This is a genomic window from Pseudomaricurvus hydrocarbonicus (assembly GCF_011602365.1).
Classification (GTDB): Bacteria; Pseudomonadota; Gammaproteobacteria; order Pseudomonadales; family Cellvibrionaceae; genus Pseudomaricurvus; species Pseudomaricurvus hydrocarbonicus.
The window spans coordinates 116057-136558 of sequence record NZ_JAAONZ010000009.1 but is presented as its reverse complement, the minus strand read 5'-3'; the positions used below and the strand labels follow the sequence as shown (position 1 = coordinate 136558).

The following is a 20502-nucleotide window of genomic DNA, read 5'->3' as shown; positions in this document are numbered from 1 at the left end:
CCTCTGCATATGCGACAGGCGAAAAAAAAGGCCTTTGAAAGGCCTTGGCAATAAGTTCAACAACGAGCTCGACGATAGAAGTAATACAAACTAAAGAAACAACATACCTACCGAAGCACTACTCACTTCAGAGACACCAAAAAACTTTAGAGACACCGCAAACTTCAGGGACACCACAAACGACAGAGACCAGAAAACATAACGCTTAGTGCCTTCATCATTATTGACCCGTGGACTTTGGCAAGATCAAAACCCGACCATCGGACTCCTGATGAACCGTCACGGGCAGGGATTTTTCCAGCATCGACACGACAGTATCCACTTGATCGACAGAAAAAGACGTGGTGATTTTTGTGTTTTTCAGAGACTCGGTGCCGAGCGAAATCTTTCCATCGCGGTAGCGGTTTACATCCGCAATCACATCCGCCAGCCGGGTATCCCGGTACTCCAAACGCCCATCACGCCAGCCAGCCACTTTATACCCAACCAGCTGCTGGACCCTGCCAATTCCGACAGCCGATGCCTTGACCTGCTGACCGGCCACCAAGGTCTGCTCCTGAAGCGGATCTGATAGACGGCTCTGAACATGAGGTGGCGAAGCCGCCGAATTTCGCATGACCTCAACAACCCCTTCTTCCACAGAAACCTTTACCTGGTCCAGGTTTTGGTACACCTCAAATCGTGTTCCAACAACCCGTACCGTTGCGTGCCGGGTTGCCACAAAGAAAGGTCGGTTCAAGTCCTTGGCGACATTGAAGAAAGCCTGCCCTCTTTTCAGCTGAACCTGGCGTTTTCCCTCTTCAAACTTCACCGTCAGGATTGATTCAGCCCCCAAGGTTACGACGCTGCCGTCTGTTAACGGCAGCTCTCTAATTTCGCTGATTGCGGTACGGTAGGTTTGGAGCTCGGGCAAGGCCGGTCCACTCTCACCACCATACATCCAAACCAACGAGCCGACGACCAGTACCGCCGCACTCGCAACGGCCCATCTCGCGTGCAAACTCTCGCTGCCCAGTTTTGAACACCATGCCTCCACTTTTTGCTGAACTGTCTCAAGGAGACTTGTGGGCGCTGAGGTACGTGAAGACGGAGTAAGGCCTGAGGGCTCGGCAACTCCCGGCGTTCCATAACTCAGCTCTGACTCAAACGCCAAAGCGGTTTCCGTTACTTGCCGCACAGCCTCGGCCTCCGCCATCCCTTGCCAGATGTCTTGCAGCTGTTCATGGGCGTATTGGTGTGCGGGCTGCAGCCTCAACCACGCGGCAAATTCAATTTGCTCTGCGTCGCTCAGGGTTCGCTCCTGCTGCAGCAAAAACCACGTTCTTGCCTGCGCCTCAATCCGCTCCCAATCACTGCTGGAAAGTCCGGAGATGTCGGCGCTGTTCGTGACCCCGTTGTTTGCGGGATACTCAACCTGATTGTGATTCATTGACTGTCTCCAGAACCTGGCCGTAATGCCTTCTGGCAATCCGCCAAGGCCTTTGACACATGCTTTCTGACCACAGTTTCGGACAGGTCTTCACGACGTGCAATTTCCGCATACGAAAGACCATCGATACGATTCATTAACAACAATTTCCTTCTTTTTCCCGGCATAAGGCCCAGAGCCTGGGAGATCAATTGCACAAACTGTTGACTCAACGCCGTCCGCTCAGGCCCCAGGTGGTTCAATTCAGCGTCGTCGGCTTGCTTGGACTGGCTGTAACTTTCCCGCACCTGCCTGCGTCGAATCAAATCAATACAGGCGTTATGTACCGTGCGGTACAAAAACGCACGAACATTTTCAATTTTGCTCGTGCCCAACATGGTTGCCAATCGTGCAAACGCCGACTGCACGACATCTTCGGCTTCAGTGTACGCGATACCGAATTTTTGAGCGGCATAGCGACACAGCTCCTGGCGATATTCACCATAGTAATAATCCAGATCTTTACCGATATTCACGCTTGCCATACTGGTGGACGCGTTCAAAGGTCAGCACCTGCTATCAACCATATCAAGGTCATTGTATGTCTGTTATTAAAATACATGCTCACTGGCTCTCTCTATGAACACCGCTCAAACGCTTTTTCTTATTGGAAGCTGAAGGTGTCTTACCCATAAGACGCAAGAGCCCCTTCGGTCCGCCCCCCTGCAGTGAAAAAAAATGCGTGGCGCTAACACACTGAATTATAGCTGTTGGATACGCTGCTATTTTATAGCCAAAAACTATCAGCCACAGCCCGACGCTGAAATCAGCAGGCCGTGCGGCGCAATATGGAAGCCGATCGAAGTCAATCAAAGCCAATGGAAGCCAATCAGTGAAAGCGAAAGCCAACCCTTACGCCCAAAGTCCGGGGGGCTGCCAAATAAAACCGGGGCTGAGCGGCCTCAATGCCAAAGACATCATAGGCGACTTGTTCATCTGTCAGGTTTTCAACGTACCCCTCAAGCCACCACGGGCCTTTCAGTGGTTCGAATTTAAACCTCGCGTTCACCATCCAATAGGCAGGCTGAACGTCGATGTGACTGGCTGCGCCACTGGGGTCCGCGACCCATTGACCGGTCCGATTATCCAGCAACTGACCACTGCGATGCTCGCGGTTGGCTTCACTGAAGTACACTTTGTCAGAATAGGTCAACAGCACCGACGGCGTCAGGTGAGCCCCTGAACTCAAGCGGAAGTGATGTTTGTAGGCCACACTGAATCGAAACCTAGGCGCCTGTTTCATTTGGTTACCACTGTAATCCACCAGGTCGGGCACGCTGGGGTCATGGGCACTGGGATTCCAGGTCTGTCCATACTGGGGAAAGCTGCTGTCGATGGCCAAAAACTTGTCGTAGCGGGCATCCAAAAACGACAATTGCCCACTCAGCTGGCCATGCAGCGACGTGGCCCAATTCAGCTCCAGCTCCAGGCCATTGATCGTGGCGGAGGCGGCGTTGGAACTTCGAAACACCTCACTGCCCACGGCATCGATCGCCACACTGGACACCTGAAGATCATCGTAGGCGGTTTTAAACAGCGCCCCGTTTAACGTCACCGCATTTTGCAACAAGGTGAGTTTAAAGCCAAATTCGAGGTTGCGGCTTTGCTCAGGCTCAATATACGCCGCAGCATTGCCTTGATCGCCATTGTTGATGGCAATGGTTTCCATCAACGCTGTCTGAAACCCGGGATCGTCAGGTCCACTGAAAAGTCCTTTCAGACTGTTGCCGTCTTCAACGATACCGGGCTTAAAACCTTCTGCGTACATCCAATAGAGCAAGATGTCGTCGGTAGGCCGGTATTCAAGCCTGGCCATGTAGGTGGTACTGCCCCACGCCTGATCCACATCGTTGTAGCTGGAGACAAAACACTGACCGTCCGAAGCCGATTCCCGATTCACCGCAATGTCCCCTAAATCACCATGCCGGTCGGCCCTGATCAGGTCGGGACAACCGACATTTCTGCCGCCTTTGTCATAACGTTGATCCCGCCCGGTTCGCGCTCCCATCGCTGCACCCCAACGGTCAGTGAAGTCATAGCTCACCTGACCATAAGCCGCGGCAAACCTGGACCCGCGATGCGGCTGTTGAAAACTGTGCGAAGCTGCACCTCCCCAGCCACTGCCAGTGGCATCCTGATGCTCCAGGTCAAAGCGTATATCGGTTTCCTCTTCAAAAGAAAAATAGGCCAGCAGCCACTGAAATCGTTGCCCGTCTCCCCCCTTAAATTGAATTTCATGTTGCCGCGAGTAGTAATCGGACCAAACCGTCTGGTTATTTTGATGATACTGCAGGGGATTGGTCTCACTGCCTAAGGGACTGACGCCATCACCATCCCAGTTTTGCGTGCGATCCATACTGGTATAGCCCGCGATGTAAGCCACATGCAGAGCCTCATTGACATGAAAGTCCAGTCGGCTTCGAACGCTGGTCATTTCCAGGTCCGTCACCCCCAAAGAATCAATGAGCACCGGTTCGTCGTAATCAACGGCCGGCAAATTACCGCTGCTGTGGTCGTTGAATCGTTCGTAGCTCAGCCACCAATTAACAGCCTCGTTGATTTTCCAGCTTGAGCTAAGTCGTACACTGTCGTGATCGAGGTTGTTGTACTGATCCGCCTCGCGATTTGAAACAGACCCCCTGGCGAAGTCCAGCTGCCCGTCCTGCTTTTCAAGCGCCCCGGCAAGCCGTATCGCCCAGCTGTCGGTCACAGGAACATTCAACACCCCCCGGGCAGACTGATATTGATAGTTGCCCATGGCCAACTCCAATCTGCTTTCAAACTCTTGCGCAGGTGCGTTCGTGTGGTAATTGACGACGCCACTGGTTGAGTTTCTACCGAACAGACTTCCCTGTGGTCCACGCAGCACCTCAATTTGAGCAAGGTCATACAGTAAAACCGCAGCCCCCTGACTGCGACTGCTGTAGATGCCGTCCACGTGCGTGGCCACCCCGGAATCCCCGGCCTCGGTCGGGTTGTCAGAGCCCACCCCGCGCAAATACAACATGGATGCCGAATGATCACCGCGGCGGGCAACCTGCAAGCTTGGCACCAAGGCCATAAAATCAAACAGACTCGATACTCGATGTTCGTGCAGAACGTGCTGATCCAGTGCGGTAATTGCCAGCGGGGTGTCCTGCAATCGTGTCTCCCGCTTGGTGGCCGTCACCGTGATTTCTTCGATAGTGGCTCTTTGGCGCCCCGGGCCAACCCCAACGACAGCAGACGCTCCCGCCTCCGCAACAGGCACAATAATGAAACTCTGATCACTCACCATTTCGAACGTTAATTCAGACTGGGACAATAATCGCCGCAACCCCGCTTCGATAGCCATACGTTCATTTAAGGCAGGCGCCTCTATTTGTAATGTCCGGTCTAATTCGGATGGCATCAAAACCGCGGCACCACTTTGCTGAGAAAACACCAGCAAGGCTTTTGACAACCTTTGTGCAGGAATATTGAATTGAACCGAGCGAACAGCAATGGGGGGATGAACTTGCGGCGTGGAAGAGGGTTGTGAAGATATTTTGGGATCAGCTGGTTCGGCCAGCACGGGCGACGCTTCGACTGCAGATTCTGGGCTGGACCCGGCATCCGTTCCTGATGATGCAGCCAGCACTTGACTCGCCGGCGTTGTCGACAGGGTAAGAAGCAATACCACTACTGCGGAGGGTCCGGGCATAAACCGTAAAACTCGAGTTCTGTTTAAGGTCCGCCTGTTCGCCAGCATCAATACAGACAGCCCTATCTTATTGTTATGATGTGTTAAACCGCACACCGAAAAGCCACTGCGCGGGTTTTCGGTGTAACACTTGATGCTTTACATTCTGACTGCACGTTTTAAAAAGGTACTATACGTTACATTCGGTACTATCCCTTACATTCCATCAACGACTTGATGTATTGGGGAAGGTATAAGGTACCTGAGTCGTCTATGACTCCCTAAGAGATCAGATACTACTCATCCCCATAAGGGACATCAACTGTTTCTGATTGTGGCCCGGTTTACCTCAGCGTCCTTAACCAGTTGACTAACTCGGCATTGCCCACCTCAACCCGAAGCCCTTCCGGCACGTCCGCCACCAACCAGTGCACCTCCCAGGACAAACTGTCCCCCTCAGCCAGGGTCTGTGCCGCACTTTGCACCTCCAATTCCATGTACTCCTGCTGACCACTTAAATACACTTCCACATCACCTTCACCGGTGGCCACACGATCAGCGTCAACCCGTGGGTAGCGTTTCATGAAAACTACGCCGCGATCAATCCAGGCCAGCCACCCCTCCACCCCATTGGCGGTCAATTTACCTTCTGGAGGCTTGTCCTGACTGTCCAGATCAATCCATACCACTTTATCTGAAGCCTGATACGACACGTCTCCCATCGGTATTGCCAGGCTGGATGCCCGAGCCGGGAAAAGCACCAAGCCTCTTCGCCGGACTCTTGTGACCTCCCATGCCGCAATTTCGCTGAAATGTTTCGCCGCTTGCAGACGATAGGTTAATTTCACCCGATGTTGATCACCGGAGGGCAATTCAATCTCTTTCGAGAGCTGAACCCCCAAGCCCGGGCGACCCACCAGGGACAGGCTCCGGGCCTGAAGCTGTCGAATGCCATACGGCAAACTGTCGTGCTCTGGAACGGGAGGCCAATTCCAAAGGCTCTGCGGGCTCACCCAAAAGGTAGACCCCCAATTGTTACTCCCCGCTGTTGCGGCAGATTTGCCGTACAAAAACTCTCGTCCGGCCACCTTAAAAGAACTGATTCGTCCTCCCGTTTCCGGTTCAACCGTGATTGAGCGTTGTGACGTTCCCAGTAACACCGCTGAACCTTCACCCTGCCGAGCCTCTGAGTCCGCGGACGCACATTGGATCATGCCGATGCACACCGTCACCCTGAGCCAGTAACGAAACATCGAGAAAGCAGACCGGTCACACACCACGCTGAGCCGTTGCGTATTTTCCGACATCACTCAGCTACCACTGCAACTGAGTGCAACCTGCTCAGAGGAGCCCACTAGCCGGGTCGCAGAAGACGGGTCGGCGGTTCGGGGGATGATTTTCACATTGGCCACCGATACGGTGAGGCTGCCCTCCGTCGACAGGGAGAACGGCACGTTCACGCGACTGAAGTCCATGCGGTCATTGTGGAAGCACTGCAAATCAATTGTCACCGAACGCCATGTTCCCAGAGGCCATTCGCGCAATATCGAATCCAGCGACGTTGCGACTTCACAACCTTCGCCGCACCCGATGGCCGCCATCACCGAGCTTGATGGGGCCTCTGTGACTTGCAAATCCAACTGTAAATACCCATTGCGCTGGGCGAAGGCGGATAAATCCTGAGGGTTTTTCGCGGCCAGGTAGGCACGCCCTTGCTCCAGCCCCAGCCAGCGAATTTTTCGCGCGTCTTCCTGTGATTCCTTATCGACGGAGAGTACGCTGAGGTTTTCATTGTCACCACTGAGGTGGCTGTTTCCGGTGGCTTCGACCGGATCGCCTGAGCCGCTGGCGATGAACAGCCCCCAGGGTGACAAGGTTCTCGACACAAACAACCATGCATCCTCCAGTTCACCACTGCTTGGCAGTGTCGTTGCTTCCGGTAAATCCGCGGCCATCACTGTGGAGTCCGAATAGCTCAGGCCATAACCATAGGCAAACAGCGGGTCATAATCCGGATCCCGATGATTGAGTGGCGTTTGGTGAACATACTTCGGCCAGGAAAATGACAATTTACCCACAAAGTCATATCGCGCCTTACCCTGTTTGTCCCCCACCAGCACATCCGCAACGCCATCGCCTTCAGAGCCCGGCAACCATGCCGCCACAAAGGCATCCGACAGGTTGATCTCTTTATTCACCCACAGGGGTCTGCCGGAAAGAAACACCGTAACGACAGGAATCCCCGCCTGCTTGAGCCTTTTCAACAGCGCCAGATCTTCTTTGACACCGTACTGATATTCAATAGACGCTATATCCCCGTGCCATTCGGCGTATGGGTTTTCACCAATAACGACGACAGCGACATCCGGTGGCTCCAAATAACTGCCATTCAGACTCAGCTCCACCTTGCCTCCGGCCTCAAGTATCACTTTTCGGAAACCGTCAAAAATGGATGTGGCGCCGGGAAAATCCTCACGGGTATTGCCCGTCCCCTGCCAGGACAGGGTCCAGCCGCCGCTTTGCTTGCCAATGTCATTCGCACCACTGCCGGCCAGAAGAATTTTTTGTGCGGGATTGATGGGCAGCAGAGCGCCATTATTTTTGAGTAAGACCAGGGATTTTCTAACCGCTTCACGAGCCAGAGCGCGGTGCCCGAAGCCTCCCATCAACTCCGGCTTGGCTGACAGCGATCGCCTGGACACCAGCCCCTTGTCCATCAGCCCGGCGCGCACCTTCACTCGAAGAATACGGCTGACGGCATCGTCGAGACGCGCCCTGCTGATCTTGCCGGTTCGCACCTGCTGCAGCGTGTTCTCATAGAGTTTCTGCCAGTCGCTGGGCACCATAAACATATCCAGCCCGGCGTTAATGGCCTGGGGACAACTGGTGACACTGCAGCCCGGGACCTGACGATGACCGTTCCAATCACCGACCACAAACCCATCAAAACCCAGCTTCCCCTTGAGAATATCGGTCAACAAATACTGACTGCCGTGCATCTTCACACCGTTCCAACTGTTAAAGGAGGCCATAACGGTTTGCACACCGGCTTCAAGAGCGGCAATAAAGCCGGCCGCATGAATCGTCAATAATTCCGACTCTGACACCTGGGTATCCCCGCGATCAATGCCCCGGTCGGTACCGCCGTCCCCGAGAAAATGCTTGGCCGTGGCCACCACATGAGTTTCATTCAGCAGCTGATCACCGACGCCCTGCAAGCCCTGCACCATTTCCCTGGCGTACCCCCGAACGATTTCCGGATCTTCTGAATAGCTTTCAAAAGTTCGCCCCCAACGATCATCGCGCGCCACGGCCACGGTAGGGGCAAAAGTCCAGTCAATGCCGGTCACCGCCACTTCCTGTGCCGTTGCCTCGCCGATGCGATGAATTAAATCCTTATCCCGAGCTGCACCGAGGCCAATGTTGTGAGGAAACAGCGTAGCACCGACTACGTTATTGTGACCATGAACCGCATCACTGCCCCAGATCAGCGGAACTCCCGCGCCATTGCCGGCCACAGAAGCCGTGTAGTACGCATCGGCCATCGCTACCCACTCTGAGACCGGCGCAAATTTATTGTTGTTTGGCGCGGTCCCACCACCATTAAGAACCGAGCCAATGTGGTATTTTTTTACTTGCTCCGGAGTGATAAATTTAATTTCAGGCTGGATGATCTGCCCCACCTTTTCCTCTAGCGTGAGCTTGTCCAGTAACATCGTCACCCGGTTTTCTACCGCCGCATCACGGTCAACCGCCGAGACCACATTGGGCCACTCGGCGGCTTGCGCCCCACCCGACACTGCTGACACGCCCGAGACTGCAGCGTTGACCGTTGCCTGGGAACGGCCTGGCGGATGCAGCACCGTTGACGCCGTTGCCTCATCGGTGATGTCGCTATCACACCCCTGCAGGCACATCATCACAACACACAGTGCCAACGTGGCTTGACCTATCTTTTGGTATTTGTTCATTTGCCCCCCAGTAATCTGTTTGTATCAGCTTCTTGTAAGACGCACAGTCCTCTGCAATCCGCCCCGGCACCTGACTCCCCCAGGCCCGACTCACAAAACATCCGGCAATAGCACCAGCCTGGCCGTCTGAACTCACCCGGGTTAGCGATAAAATATTGCGCGGGCGGAATTCAAACCGCCATGCGTCCTAATCCTGTACGCGGAAAAATCGACGGACTTAAAGAGCACCAAATACCCCTTAAATGCACCCACGATAAAAAACGATCCGGAGAACCCTATGGCTGAAGTGATTGCCACCAACGTAGAAATCGACGAACCCACCTCTTCCAATTACACCTTTGCATTGGTGACCTTAACCAGCCTGTTTTTTATGTGGGGGTTCATCACATGCTTAAATGACATATTAATTCCCCACCTGAAAACGGCCTTCGACCTGAGCTACACCCAGGCCATGCTGGTTCAATTTTGTTTTTTTGGTGCCTATTTTGTAGTCTCAATCCCCGCCGGCCGACTGATAAAAAAAATCGGTTACCAACACGGCATCGTGATCGGCTTGGCCATTGCCAGCATCGGGTGCTTTTTGTTCATTCCTGCGGGTTCGTATCACACCTACCCGCTGTTTCTGATGGCGCTGTTCGTCCTGGCCTCAGGCATTACTATCCTTCAGGTGTCCGCCAATCCTTATGTAACGGCATTAGGTTCCGCTGGCACCGCCTCCAGTCGGTTGACTCTGACGCAGGCTTTTAATTCCTTGGGCACAACCATCGCGCCCTGGTTCGGCGCCGTTCTGATCTTATCGGCGGCTACCGCCGGCAATGAAGCCGCCAGCGTAAAAGGGCCCTATGTATTTTTAGGTTTGACTCTGGCCGGCCTCGCGCTCATTTTCTATTGCGTGAGACTCCCCAAAATCACCTACCGGGAAGATGCGGGCTCTTCACGCGACTCGGCATGGTCTCATCGTCACCTGGTGTTAGGCGCTGTGGGGATTTTCGTTTATGTTGGCGCCGAAGTTTCTATTGGGAGTTTTTTAGTCAATTTTTTAGGCGAAGCCAATATCGCGGGACTGCCTGAACCCCAGGCGGCAAAATACATAACCTACTACTGGGGCGGTGCCATGGTGGGCCGTTTTATCGGTGCAGCCCTAATGCGTCAAATTCCCGCGGGCAAGGTGTTGGCGTTTAACAGCTGTATGGCGGCGCTCTTGATTGCCATTGCTATTAATAGCGAGGGTTCAACCGCGATGTGGAGCATCCTCGCAGTGGGGTTCTTTAACTCTATCATGTACCCTGTGATTTTCAGTCTCGCTCTAAACCAACTTGGATCGGCAACCAGTCATGGCTCCGGAATCCTGTGTTGCGCCATTGTTGGCGGAGCCATTATTCCCGTCCTTCATGGCATGTTTGCTGATGCCGTGGGCCTGCAACTGGCCTTTTACCTACCACTGATATGTTACATCTACATTACCCACTACGGTCTGAAAGGCTGCAAACCCCAAAAAGGGTCATTGCCACAAATTGCAACAACGTGTGTGACTGCCACGGAGAACGTCACTGGACCCGGCAAGTAACATTCAATCGAGGAAGCAAATCGAAATCACGCCTTCACCGAGCGGCCCACTCCAAACACTGAAGATGACTGACAAACCACAACCTGTTGACGAACAGGTTGTGGAAGGCGGAAGCTCCATTACTAATAGCGAAAACGCGACTCCGTCCGCAGCATTTTAAAAATGGTGTCACGGCACATCATCGAACTTTATCTTTGCAAACATGCCATCAAAAAAATCACTCGAAACTTTCAACGAGCATCCCGTTTTTCCACTCATCCCAGCACGCCTCCGGCTAAAGTGAACCCTTCCCTATTGATTCTGGTTTCTCGCTATATCTCTTAACTTCCCTGAGCGCTTTTCTTCCTGGTAATGATATTTCCAACATATCGCTACCGGAGAGCTGGCGCATTTAAGTTACACAGCAACTGTGGCAACAAACCATGCTGCAGTACTATTGCGTAAAGCTAAATTTCAGCTCTGGCTTCCACAAAGCCCGGGCAGACAACAACAAAGCAAAAGGGAACTTTCCGACCACTTTTGACCTAATAGTTTCAATTTTTGTCGTCTGTTTCATTTTAATAACAAGCCTCGTACTCACAGCATTTTTTATTATTTAGCGCACTTTTGATCAATTTTTAGATATAATTGGGGCAACCGCATATAACACTTTTTAAGTTAACAGCGAGAGACTATTCTTAACACGGCTATGGCCTCAGGTTTATCAATTAATGACCATTAAGCGCGCAACGTTTTTTCAAAAACAAGTTCAAAAAAGGGAAGATCCTTTTCACTCTCCTGTTAATCAAATTTCAGGTTTGTCCGTAAAAGACCTATCATTCTCTTTGCGTCGCCTGTTGCTATGTGCCGCAACGGTCGCTTTTTTCAGTCACGCGGCGGTAGCGAATGAAATCGAAGCCCGAAATATTGCTGAAGAAGCCAGAACACTGATTGTCAAAACCTCCGCACCCCGTGACAACACCCACATTGGTATCGACAATCCAACGCGCACAACCAACGCCGCCACTGTCAGCCAGGGCGCAGCGCTCTCTCTGGCTGACAGTGGCCCCGCGTCTCCCCCCGAAACGGATCAGGCAGTCCCCGAAGCCAAAAGCGTCGATCTTGCCGAACCCATTTCCACAGAAGACTTGAACGCGGTTGAAGAGCCCCCCCATACCGAACCCCCTGCGATTGGACGGCCGAGCGCCGGAGAAGGTGCGGCCGCAACCAAAACTGCGGCTGAAGCTGGCGTGCCAGCAGATGATGCAACCCCAAAACAAACCCCCAAGCCTACCGCAGACCAAACGCCACAAACCGAGCTGAGTGCAAACATTCCAGCAGCCGATACGCTGCTAATCCTCGGCACCAAGGTACCGCCCTCGACGTCGACTCGTTTAGCCTGGTCCCCCAGTCTGTCGTTTGAAGGGCTTTCCATGCCCACCCCTGTACTGGTGGTCAACGGAGCAAAAAACGGCCCGACCCTGTGCCTGACCGCCGCAGTCCACGGGGATGAATTGAACGGGATCGAGATTGTACGTCGCGTCCTTTATAGTCTTGATCCGCAAGAAGTGTCCGGCGCAGTCATTGGTGTCCCCATTGTGAACCTGCAAGGCTTCCGCCGAAACTCCCGTTACCTGGCCGATCGCCGTGACCTCAATCGCTATTTTCCAGGCAATGATACCGGCAGTTCAGCATCCCGGATCGCACATTCCTTTTTCAACAGCGTCATCAGTCATTGTGATGCTCTGGTGGATTTACACACCGGCTCTTTCGATCGAACGAATTTACCTCAACTGCGAGCAGACCTGCGGGACAAGGACATTGCCAAGTTAACCCATAACTTTGGTGCGACCGTCGTACTGCACAGCACGGGAGCGGAAGGCACATTGCGCCGTGCGGCCGCTGAAAATGGCATCCCCGCCGTCACTCTGGAGGCCGGAGGCCCCAACCGACTTCAGGAAAGCATTGTCAGTCACGGCGTTGCGGGGGTTCAGACTCTCCTCAACAGCATGGGTATGATCAAAAAGTTCAGCTTTTGGGGCAAACCCGAGCCGGTGTATTACCAATCCAGCTGGATTCGGGTCAATCATGGCGGCATCCTGTTCAGTAAGGCGCGGCTTGGTGAAAAAATCAGTGCCGGTGATGTCCTGGGCACGGTCACTGACCCCATTACGAATGTCAGTCACGATGTGGTGTCTCCACACCAAGGCCGCATTTTAGGCATGGCCCTCAACCAGGTGATGTTGCCGGGTTTTGCGGCCTACCATATCGGCATTGCTGCGAAAGATGAAACCAAGGCCGTGCCTGCCGATGATACTGAAACCTCCCAGCCTCTGGATGCTGACCTGTCGCAAGCCGATAAGGTGTTAAACGAGGAACCGGGCAGTACGGCGGACCTCCCAACCAGCAAGGCCACGACACCCTCCAGCATAGAGTCCGAATAGGCGTTGCGCTGTCGGTTTAGTGCACTCGGGCCAGGGTTCAATTCACTGACTTGAACCCTATTGGCAATAGATTTGAACTACGGCGTGACACAAAGGAGTGAACGAGGCCGCCATCCCCGAAGTGTTTATTCCGGGTTTTCGGCCTTGAGGATTTTTTCAACAATGGGCTTCAGGCGCGTCAGCCCCCATGCCTCACCCGTTTCCAGCGCAGCTTCTGTATCTTTCCCATAGATCGCTGCCTCACGCACGGCAATCAGACCTCCCACCCGATTACCACTCGAGCAGTGCACCAGGGTCGTTTCACCGTCAAGGTTGCGCAACAGGGCATCGAGCACGGTGGCGTTGGTGACGGTCAGATCATCAGCTGTGGTGATCGGCAGAGAATAGTAGTTCATCCCTAACAGCTCTACATACTCGCCTTCATTCCAGTCCAGTTCATCATCTGGGCGCAAATTAATAATGTTTTTGACTCCGGCATCCGCGAGTTTAATGAAGTCGTCTTTGGTGGGCTGACCACTGGAGTAGACGCCTGATTCCGGGTGGTGCAAATTTTGAATCGACAACTGCTGAATGGACGCCGCTTGCTGTGGGTCTGGCACGTGCACCGATTCACCAGGCGCCTGATCCTTATTCGCCTCAGAAGTACAGCCAATAACACTCAACGTGGATACGCAGAGCAATACTGCGGCTGAGGCGTTAATACCAGCCTGCCAAGTGAGCCCTTGAACACTTTTCTTATATAGCATAAACACCTACCCTCATTGGCTAAAATTCTGATTTTACTGAGCTGTGAATTTCACTGAGCTGTGGACTGCCTTGAACTGTTGATTGCATTGAGCCTTGGGCGCATCGAAGTCCAGAGACATCAACACCCTCGCCTCTAAGCTTTTTCTTTTTGAAAGGCGGGCATGATGGCCGAAATGATAACCACCAAAACACTGCCGAGAACCAGGCCCGTCAGCATTTCGACCAGCAAAATGCCGATCCAGTTCACCCAGGCTGCCAGATGCTGGGCATGAAACCACTCTTCCACCCCATGCGCAAAAACAGGAACCCCATGCATGAGGATACTGCCACCCACCAGGAACATCGCCAGTGTCCCCACAATGGATAAGGTTTTCATCATACCCGGGCACATGCTTAAAATTCCACGTCCCAGCCTGGCCGAAAACGCGCCCGTATCGTCACCGGCTCTGGTGATTAAATACAGTCCCACATCGTCCAGTTTGACGATCCCGGCAACTAAACTGTAGACCCCAACTGTCATGAGAACAGCAATCAATGAGACGACAACAATCGCCCCCATTAACGCCATGTGCTGAACCGTCCCCAACGCAATGACAATAATTTCAGCGGATAAGATAAAATCCGTGCGAATGGCCCCTTTGATTTTATCTTTCTCGAACACCAGCAGCTCTTCGCGCGATTTAGTCAACTTATTACGGGTCGATTCTGTGCGTTTTCGGGTTTCGGTTAGCTGGGCAGCGGCTGCATCGTGAGCGGTGTTTCCAGCAACAACCACTGCCGGCGTAGTGTGTTTTTTACCACGAGCCAAAAAGTGCCAGACTTTCTCAGCGCCCTCAAAACACAGGTAAGCGCCACCCAACATCAATAGTGGTTGTATCAACCAGGGAATGAAGGCAGAAATCAGGAACGCCAAGGGCAGCAGGATCCCCTTGTTGATGAACGACCCCTTAGCCACCGCCCACACCACCGGCAACTCCCGCTCGGCCCTGAGTCCCGTCAATTGATTGGCGTTTAAAGCCAAGTCATCCCCCAGTAAACCCGTGGTTTTACCGGCCGTGACTTTGGTCATTGCGGAAATATCATCCAACATACTGGCAATATCATCCAGCAATGCCAGCAAACTAGTACCTGCCATCTGCCTATCCCTAATCCGTCAAATACTGGTGCCGGTCAGCTTAACCGGCAACTATGATTGCCATGTGACCCTGTTCAAAAAAAACCATGTTGACTGCGACTGCTGGCAGCTACGCTTTACGTTACAGTCACTGCTCACATGAAAGACACTGTTCTCATTAAAGACACTGTTTACATTTCAGACACTGCTTGCATTTCAGACAGCCTGCACGACGGGCCTGTGTGCCTGCCTCCCTGCTCAAACATTACCCGGCCTCAAAGGCCACCAGGTCTAATGCACAGCCGTTTTTGAAAACACATTCAGGACTATCACCCCCGCGCCAATGAGCGCGATACCGAAGGCTCCCGGTGCGTCCAGCTTTTGATCAAATAGCACCCAGCCAACCAGGCTGATCAGAGCCACCCCGACACCCGACCAGACCGCGTAAGCAATCCCAACCGGTATCGTTCTCAACGTCAGAGACAAAAAATAAAAGGAAATCAAATACCCCACCACAACCACAATGGTGGGGCCTACTTTGCTGAATTCTTCGCTTTGCTTCAGGGCAGATGTTGCCACCACCTCAGACACAATCGCAAACAGCAAAAAGACCCAATTTTTCATTCACTACACTCTCGATAAACCATCTCAATAATGGGCAAGTTGCACCCCATACCCCAGGTGAACGTCAATCCGTTCAGAAGTGTACAGCGGTCATGGTCTTTTTACACGACTGCAGGTCTTGCGATTTGACCATCCCAAGACCAGTGGTAACGCTAAAACAGGCTTAAAGTCGCCTTCGGGCGCGCCAAAGCGCTGCTTGTGTCACATTCAGCAAGCCAATCCTGGGCGGCTAAACTGAGGCCATTAAGACCTTAGCTCCTGTTTCAGCGACTATCCACTGGTAGCTATCCTATGGCAGATTCCTTAAGATGGCGGCTCCGAATAGCGTCCTTTTCACCCTCCAGATACCAAGTCGATGTCCGCACCCACTCAAGCAGCTGTTATCCAGCCTAAAATGCCCTACCTGGGCGCACGTCTGAGAGCCATCTATGAATGGATAGAGTCGGCTCAGGCCATTCAATCTTACCAGGAAATTTGGGACTGCTGCTGCGACCACGGCTATCTTGGCATCAAAATACTGGCCCAGGAACTCTGCGAACAGGTCTACTTTGTGGATCAGGCGCGGCACCTTATTGACGACTTACAACAGCGACTCAAAGTGTATCCTGCTGACCGCTACCAGGCGTTTACCGCCGACGCCGGCCAGCTGCAACTGGCCCCCGATAAACGTCCGCTGATCATCATTGCGGGTATTGGCGGAGAGCTCAGTATCGATATCATTCATCAAATTCTGCACAATCATCAGGGTCACTCTCTGGACTTCCTCTTTTGCCCGACCACAACCCAGTTTGATCTGCGCGAATATCTGGCGGAAAAGCCGTTTGAACTGCAGCATGAAACCATGGTGACAGAGAAAGGCCGGGATTATGAAATCATCTGTGCACGCTGGAACTCACCACAGCCACATCCCCAGCCAGTCAGCAAAACCGGTGAACACTGGGATTTAAACGACGCAGTGCATCATCGCTACCTGTCCAAACTGATCCGACATTACCAGCGACGAACTCTGGGAGAAAACGCCCGGGAAGCCCGGCGTGTGCTGACCATTTACCAGACCCTTTGGCAACAGCTGGACACGGCGTCATAAGCTATCCTTTAAAAAGAAAAGCCAATCATTTGTGTTCGATCAACCGGTGCATACATGAACTCTCAGCAACAACTCATGTCACGCTACATTGGCAAATTACCTCCGGGACAACTGACCTGGATTGGTCTGCGGCCGGAGCGAAAAGCGGAGATGACGGTTGTCCAGTCCGCCAATGCCGTCATGGATTTAGGCCTGGAGGGTGACCACCGCATGCAGAAAACTCCGGGGTCATCCCGCCAGGTCACCCTCATCAGCAAAGAATTCATTCAATTAACCGCCCATTATTTGAACCTCAACCGGGAGCTGCGCAACAATCCTGATCCCGACACCGGTCCCATTGACCCCAAGTTGTTACGCCGCAACCTGGTCGTTAAGGGCATTAACCTGAATGCCTTGCGGCACCAAAAGTTTCAAATAGGGGAAGCGATCTTTGAGGCCAATGCGCTGTGCCACCCCTGTATCAGAATGGAACACGCCCTGGGCCCGGGCGGTCTGGCTGCCATGTTCGGCTATGGGGGTCTGTGCTGTAAAATCCTGCAAAGCGGGAAGATTGCAGTGGGCGACGAAGTACGCCTCTACACCCCTCAGATAACATTGCTGTAACACCTTCAAGCCCTGATCCTCACCGTATCCAGCCAACGGGCCGTTTTACAGACGGTGCCCCCGAACATGAGCCAAATACTGACGACACCTTATCTACACGAGCTATGCGTATAATCCCGCTATGGGGTTTTGCTGCCACCCGTGAGAGCAAAACCCGCAGATTCTCTGGCCAGGCGTAAATCCCGATCGCAATCCAGTGCCAGCTCCGCCCTTTGCAAGGTGAGCAGCCCCTGCTGGATGGCCGCGCTTCGCATCGGCTCGTCACCGATCAACGCGAGTGCCTGCAACGCTTTTTGCAAACGCAGGACCACTTCTATGTTGTGCGCGCCATCGCGAGCTATGGCCACAAAGGCATCCTCAAACAGGTCATCAACGGACAGCTCCGGCATTGAGACTAAATCGTGCTTCACCTCGGGCTGTTGCCCTGTGTCCGCCGACTCGCCCCACAGCGAAAACAAACGCACAAAACTGCCAATCACCTGAATGGCAGTGCCGGGATCATTCACGGCCGGGGATAACGCTCGGCTGGCGATCTCCGACAACACCACCAGCCCAAAACGGGGGTCTTCATCAAAAGTGCGGGTGCGGCCAATCAAAAAGGGGGCGGCTAACTTGCTCAAGTCAAACGCTTCGGGGTTGTCTTTGTCTTTGCCGTTCCCGCCATCCAGCTGCTCACACGCATACGCTAAAGCTCGACCCGGTGCTACGAAGGTACCCGGCAACGCAGCCACCTCAACCCGGATACTCATTTTTTGGGCCAACTCTTGTAACGCCGGTACATCTATTCTCTCAATATAACCAATGGATTCTGAGTATATGGCCACAGCTGCTGGATCAGCGGCCAGGTCGCTGCGTCCGACAACGGCAGAAGCGCCTAAGGTTGGCGCCTGCCGTCGCAACGTCAGGGCGCTGGCCGTCGCCGCCTCGACCTTGTCGACCGTGGACCCCAGGCGCCCCAAGCGGGCAATGCGATCAACCCAACGAACAAACATGACAATGACCAGAGCAAAGACCAATATTGTCAGCACAAACAGGGCAAAGCGTCCGGCCTTGTCGTAAGCACTGTTTTGCACCGAGACCAGCGCGACGATACTGAAGATGAAAGCACCGACAAACGCCGACAAGGCATTCTGGGAAACATCGTCCGCGATCACCAGAGGAAAGGAACGAGGTGTGGCGGTGTTACTCGCCGAGGCGTATGCCGTGACCATGGACCCCACCGAAAAGGTGGCGATCACCAGCATGCTGGAAGACATGACCGTGAGCAGGGTTTCGACCGATTCCGGCGCCACATCTGGCGCATGAATACTCATAAAACTCACGTCATCCGCCATTTGGGCGAGAAAAGCTGCAACAATGGATAAACCACACATCAACAACGGCTTGACCCACAGGCGTTCTTTAATCCGGTTCACAATGAAGCAAAAGCGTTCATACATCTGAGCAGTTATCCATTTCAGCAGTCAATTTAGCGGTTTAAGCTTAAAGCGTAGCCAACAACCCTGTTCTGCGCTGCCTTATACCGTACACAGAGCGATACTTTTGAAGGTAGAATTATTTGTTCCTAGTGGAACAAAAGGTACTGCAATAAACTCTAACGGTTTCTTATTGACGTCGGGCGAACCCATTGACCAAATTTAACCTGTTACTCTCAGCTATTGCCACCCTGCTCAGCCTGACATTAGCCGGGTGCACGGTCACGGAGAACTCACAAGCGTCTAACAAGTCAGTGCCGGCGGCATTCGCTGGACGGCTACCCAGCCCAAACACCGGCACGGGTTCTGTTGCCCTACCTGCAGACGCGGTATTGACTAACGCGATAACGACGACGCTTGACGTTATGGGTGCATTAACCTCCGATGATCGCGCCGGGCGGACAGATCTGGTATTGGCACCTGACAACTGCATTCAAAAGCTGCGGACCAGCCAGGCCAATACCTACCCCGACAATTACGCACTGCCTGATCAGATCGCCCTGGTCAGCTGGAATATATACAAGGCCCAAGGTGAAAACCTGACACGGGATCTGGCTCAGCTCAACAGCCAGGCTGATATCGTTTTGCTGCAAGAGGCACTGCTCAATCATGAGCTGGTGGGGCTCAAACCCTATTGGCGCTTTGCGCCCGGCTATAGCGATGGCACTCTTCAATCGGGCGTATTAACACTGAGCCGCTGGCCTGCCACGGTGCACTGTCACTTTGTCCATCAGGAACCTTGGCTCAGGACCCCCAAAGCCACCAATGTGGTCGAATATGTGATCAGTGATGGGCGGCGTTTATTGGCCATCAATTTACATGCGATCAATTTTTCTCTGGGGCTGGCAGATTACCGGCAGCAACTGGATGACGTAATTGCCATCATTCAGCAGCATCAGGGCCCCGTCGTCTTTGCGGGTGACTTAAACAGCTGGAGCCTTCGCCGAGGTAAATTACTGGATGAACGCTTGCAGTCAGCGGGTCTCGTCTCGGCCGATTTTCACCACGATAACCGCACCCGTTTTTGGGGACAACCCCTGGATCATGTCTGGGTCCGGGGCATAGACATCAGTGATACTGAAGTGCCGACCTATTCCAGTTCGGACCACAACCCATTGTTGGTGAACGTTGACCTGAGCCCTGTGAATAAACCCACGCCAGCCACCCTGGCCAGCAATGCCCTGGCTAAGAATGCCCTCGCTAAAATAGGCACAGTCACGCCTGAAACGTTACCGGATGTTCTGAATGTTATTGAGCACTGAGCCTCTCACCCGATGCACCCGGCTGACAATGCTGCTGGCGACTCTTTTCCTGAGCAGCCTGTTTCTGGCCGCTCCACCTTCCAGGGCCTATGCCGGTGAAACTGAAGAAGACATTGCCGCCAGGCAGGAAATAGACTATTTAATTCGCTACATTGCCGAGAGTAACGCGACCTTCACCCGCAATGGCAGTGACCACACCGCCAAAGATGCGGCAGAGCATCTCGCGATGAAATACCGTCGAGCGGCCCGTTACGCCAGGACCGCCGAAGACTTCATTGACAACCTGGCCAGTAAAAGCTCAATCACCCGCAAGCCCTATACGGTGGTGACCGCAGACGGCAAGCAGCTGACATCACATGACTGGCTGTATAACGCCTTGAAGGAATACCGCCAACATGACCGTCAATGACATCACCGGCTTTATCAAAGATTGCGTGTGTCAATCTCATATCAGCCGATAGCAGCGTTGACCATTCAAAACCGACAATTAAAAAAGGGGC

Annotated in this window: 15 protein-coding genes; 6 read left to right on the top strand and 9 right to left on the bottom strand. The window is 53.3% G+C overall.

The features are described from left to right. Nucleotides 1-220: 220 nt before the first annotated feature. The 5 genes from G8770_RS12970 to G8770_RS12950 all read right to left on the bottom strand — a co-directional run bounded on the left by G8770_RS12970 (nt 221) and on the right by G8770_RS12950 (nt 9100). On the bottom strand, nt 221-1429 hold the full coding sequence (locus G8770_RS12970; protein WP_167187263.1) for a FecR family protein: 1209 nt from the start codon (nt 1427-1429) through the stop codon (nt 221-223). Further along, nucleotides 1426-1971, bottom strand: coding sequence for an RNA polymerase sigma factor (locus G8770_RS12965; RefSeq protein WP_167187262.1), 546 nt, complete (start codon nt 1969-1971; stop codon nt 1426-1428). The genes G8770_RS12970 and G8770_RS12965 overlap by 4 nt, the downstream gene beginning before the upstream one ends. Before the next feature lie 326 nt (nt 1972-2297). Then, complete coding sequence (locus G8770_RS12960; RefSeq protein WP_167187259.1) at nt 2298-5150, bottom strand: TonB-dependent receptor; 2853 nt, start codon at nt 5148-5150, stop codon at nt 2298-2300. 323 nt (nt 5151-5473) lie between these two features. After that, entirely contained in the window at nt 5474-6436 is a 963-nt protein-coding gene (locus tag G8770_RS12955) for a DUF4380 domain-containing protein (protein WP_167187256.1), read from the bottom strand. Nucleotides 6437-6439: 3 nt separating this feature from the next. Then, nucleotides 6440-9100 (bottom strand): glycoside hydrolase family 3 protein, encoded by a 2661-nt coding sequence (locus tag G8770_RS12950; RefSeq protein WP_167187253.1) that lies wholly within the window; start codon nt 9098-9100, stop codon nt 6440-6442. Nucleotides 9101-9377: 277 nt separating this feature from the next. Between G8770_RS12950 and G8770_RS12945 the strand changes: the two genes are divergently transcribed. Together G8770_RS12945 and G8770_RS12940 are read left to right on the top strand one after the other, a co-directional pair. Next, complete coding sequence (locus G8770_RS12945; protein WP_167187250.1) at nt 9378-10667, top strand: sugar MFS transporter; 1290 nt, start codon at nt 9378-9380, stop codon at nt 10665-10667. A gap of 824 nt (nt 10668-11491) precedes the next feature. Continuing rightward, on the top strand, nt 11492-13090 hold the full coding sequence (locus G8770_RS12940) for a succinylglutamate desuccinylase/aspartoacylase family protein (protein ID WP_208022242.1): 1599 nt from the start codon (nt 11492-11494) through the stop codon (nt 13088-13090). A gap of 125 nt (nt 13091-13215) precedes the next feature. Here the strand turns inward: G8770_RS12940 and G8770_RS12935 are convergent, their stop codons facing one another. From G8770_RS12935 to G8770_RS12925, 3 genes are all read right to left on the bottom strand, one after another. Next, nucleotides 13216-13836, bottom strand: coding sequence for a protein tyrosine phosphatase family protein (locus G8770_RS12935; protein WP_167187244.1), 621 nt, complete (start codon nt 13834-13836; stop codon nt 13216-13218). A 134-nt stretch (nt 13837-13970) separates the two neighbouring features. Then, nucleotides 13971-14972 carry a DUF808 domain-containing protein gene (locus G8770_RS12930; protein ID WP_167187241.1) on the bottom strand — a complete coding sequence of 334 codons (1002 nt, stop codon included), beginning with the start codon at nt 14970-14972 and terminating at the stop codon, nt 13971-13973. A gap of 270 nt (nt 14973-15242) precedes the next feature. Then, a complete protein-coding gene (locus G8770_RS12925; protein ID WP_167187238.1) occupies nt 15243-15575 on the bottom strand; it encodes a DMT family transporter in 333 nt (110 codons plus the stop codon). A gap of 355 nt (nt 15576-15930) precedes the next feature. Between G8770_RS12925 and G8770_RS12920 the strand changes: the two genes are divergently transcribed. Together G8770_RS12920 and G8770_RS12915 are read left to right on the top strand one after the other, a co-directional pair. Further along, nucleotides 15931-16662 (top strand): tRNA (adenine(22)-N(1))-methyltransferase TrmK, encoded by a 732-nt coding sequence (locus G8770_RS12920; RefSeq protein ID WP_167187236.1) that lies wholly within the window; start codon nt 15931-15933, stop codon nt 16660-16662. A gap of 54 nt (nt 16663-16716) precedes the next feature. Further along, nucleotides 16717-17265, top strand: coding sequence for an MOSC domain-containing protein (locus tag G8770_RS12915; protein ID WP_167187233.1), 549 nt, complete (start codon nt 16717-16719; stop codon nt 17263-17265). Between the two features lie 119 nt (nt 17266-17384). Here the strand turns inward: G8770_RS12915 and G8770_RS12910 are convergent, their stop codons facing one another. Further along, nucleotides 17385-18704: a DUF2254 domain-containing protein gene (locus tag G8770_RS12910; protein ID WP_167187230.1), complete on the bottom strand. Its 1320-nt coding sequence runs from the start codon at nt 18702-18704 to the stop codon at nt 17385-17387. Between the two features lie 401 nt (nt 18705-19105). Between G8770_RS12910 and G8770_RS12905 the strand changes: the two genes are divergently transcribed. Both G8770_RS12905 and G8770_RS12900 read left to right on the top strand, forming a co-directional pair. After that, entirely contained in the window at nt 19106-20002 is an 897-nt protein-coding gene (locus tag G8770_RS12905; protein ID WP_167187227.1) for an endonuclease/exonuclease/phosphatase family protein, read from the top strand. Next, nucleotides 19986-20411, top strand: a complete 426-nt coding sequence (locus G8770_RS12900) for a DUF5329 family protein (RefSeq protein ID WP_167187224.1) — start codon at nt 19986-19988, stop codon at nt 20409-20411. Before G8770_RS12905 ends, G8770_RS12900 begins: the two co-directional genes overlap by 17 nt. Nucleotides 20412-20502: the final 91 nt, after the last annotated feature.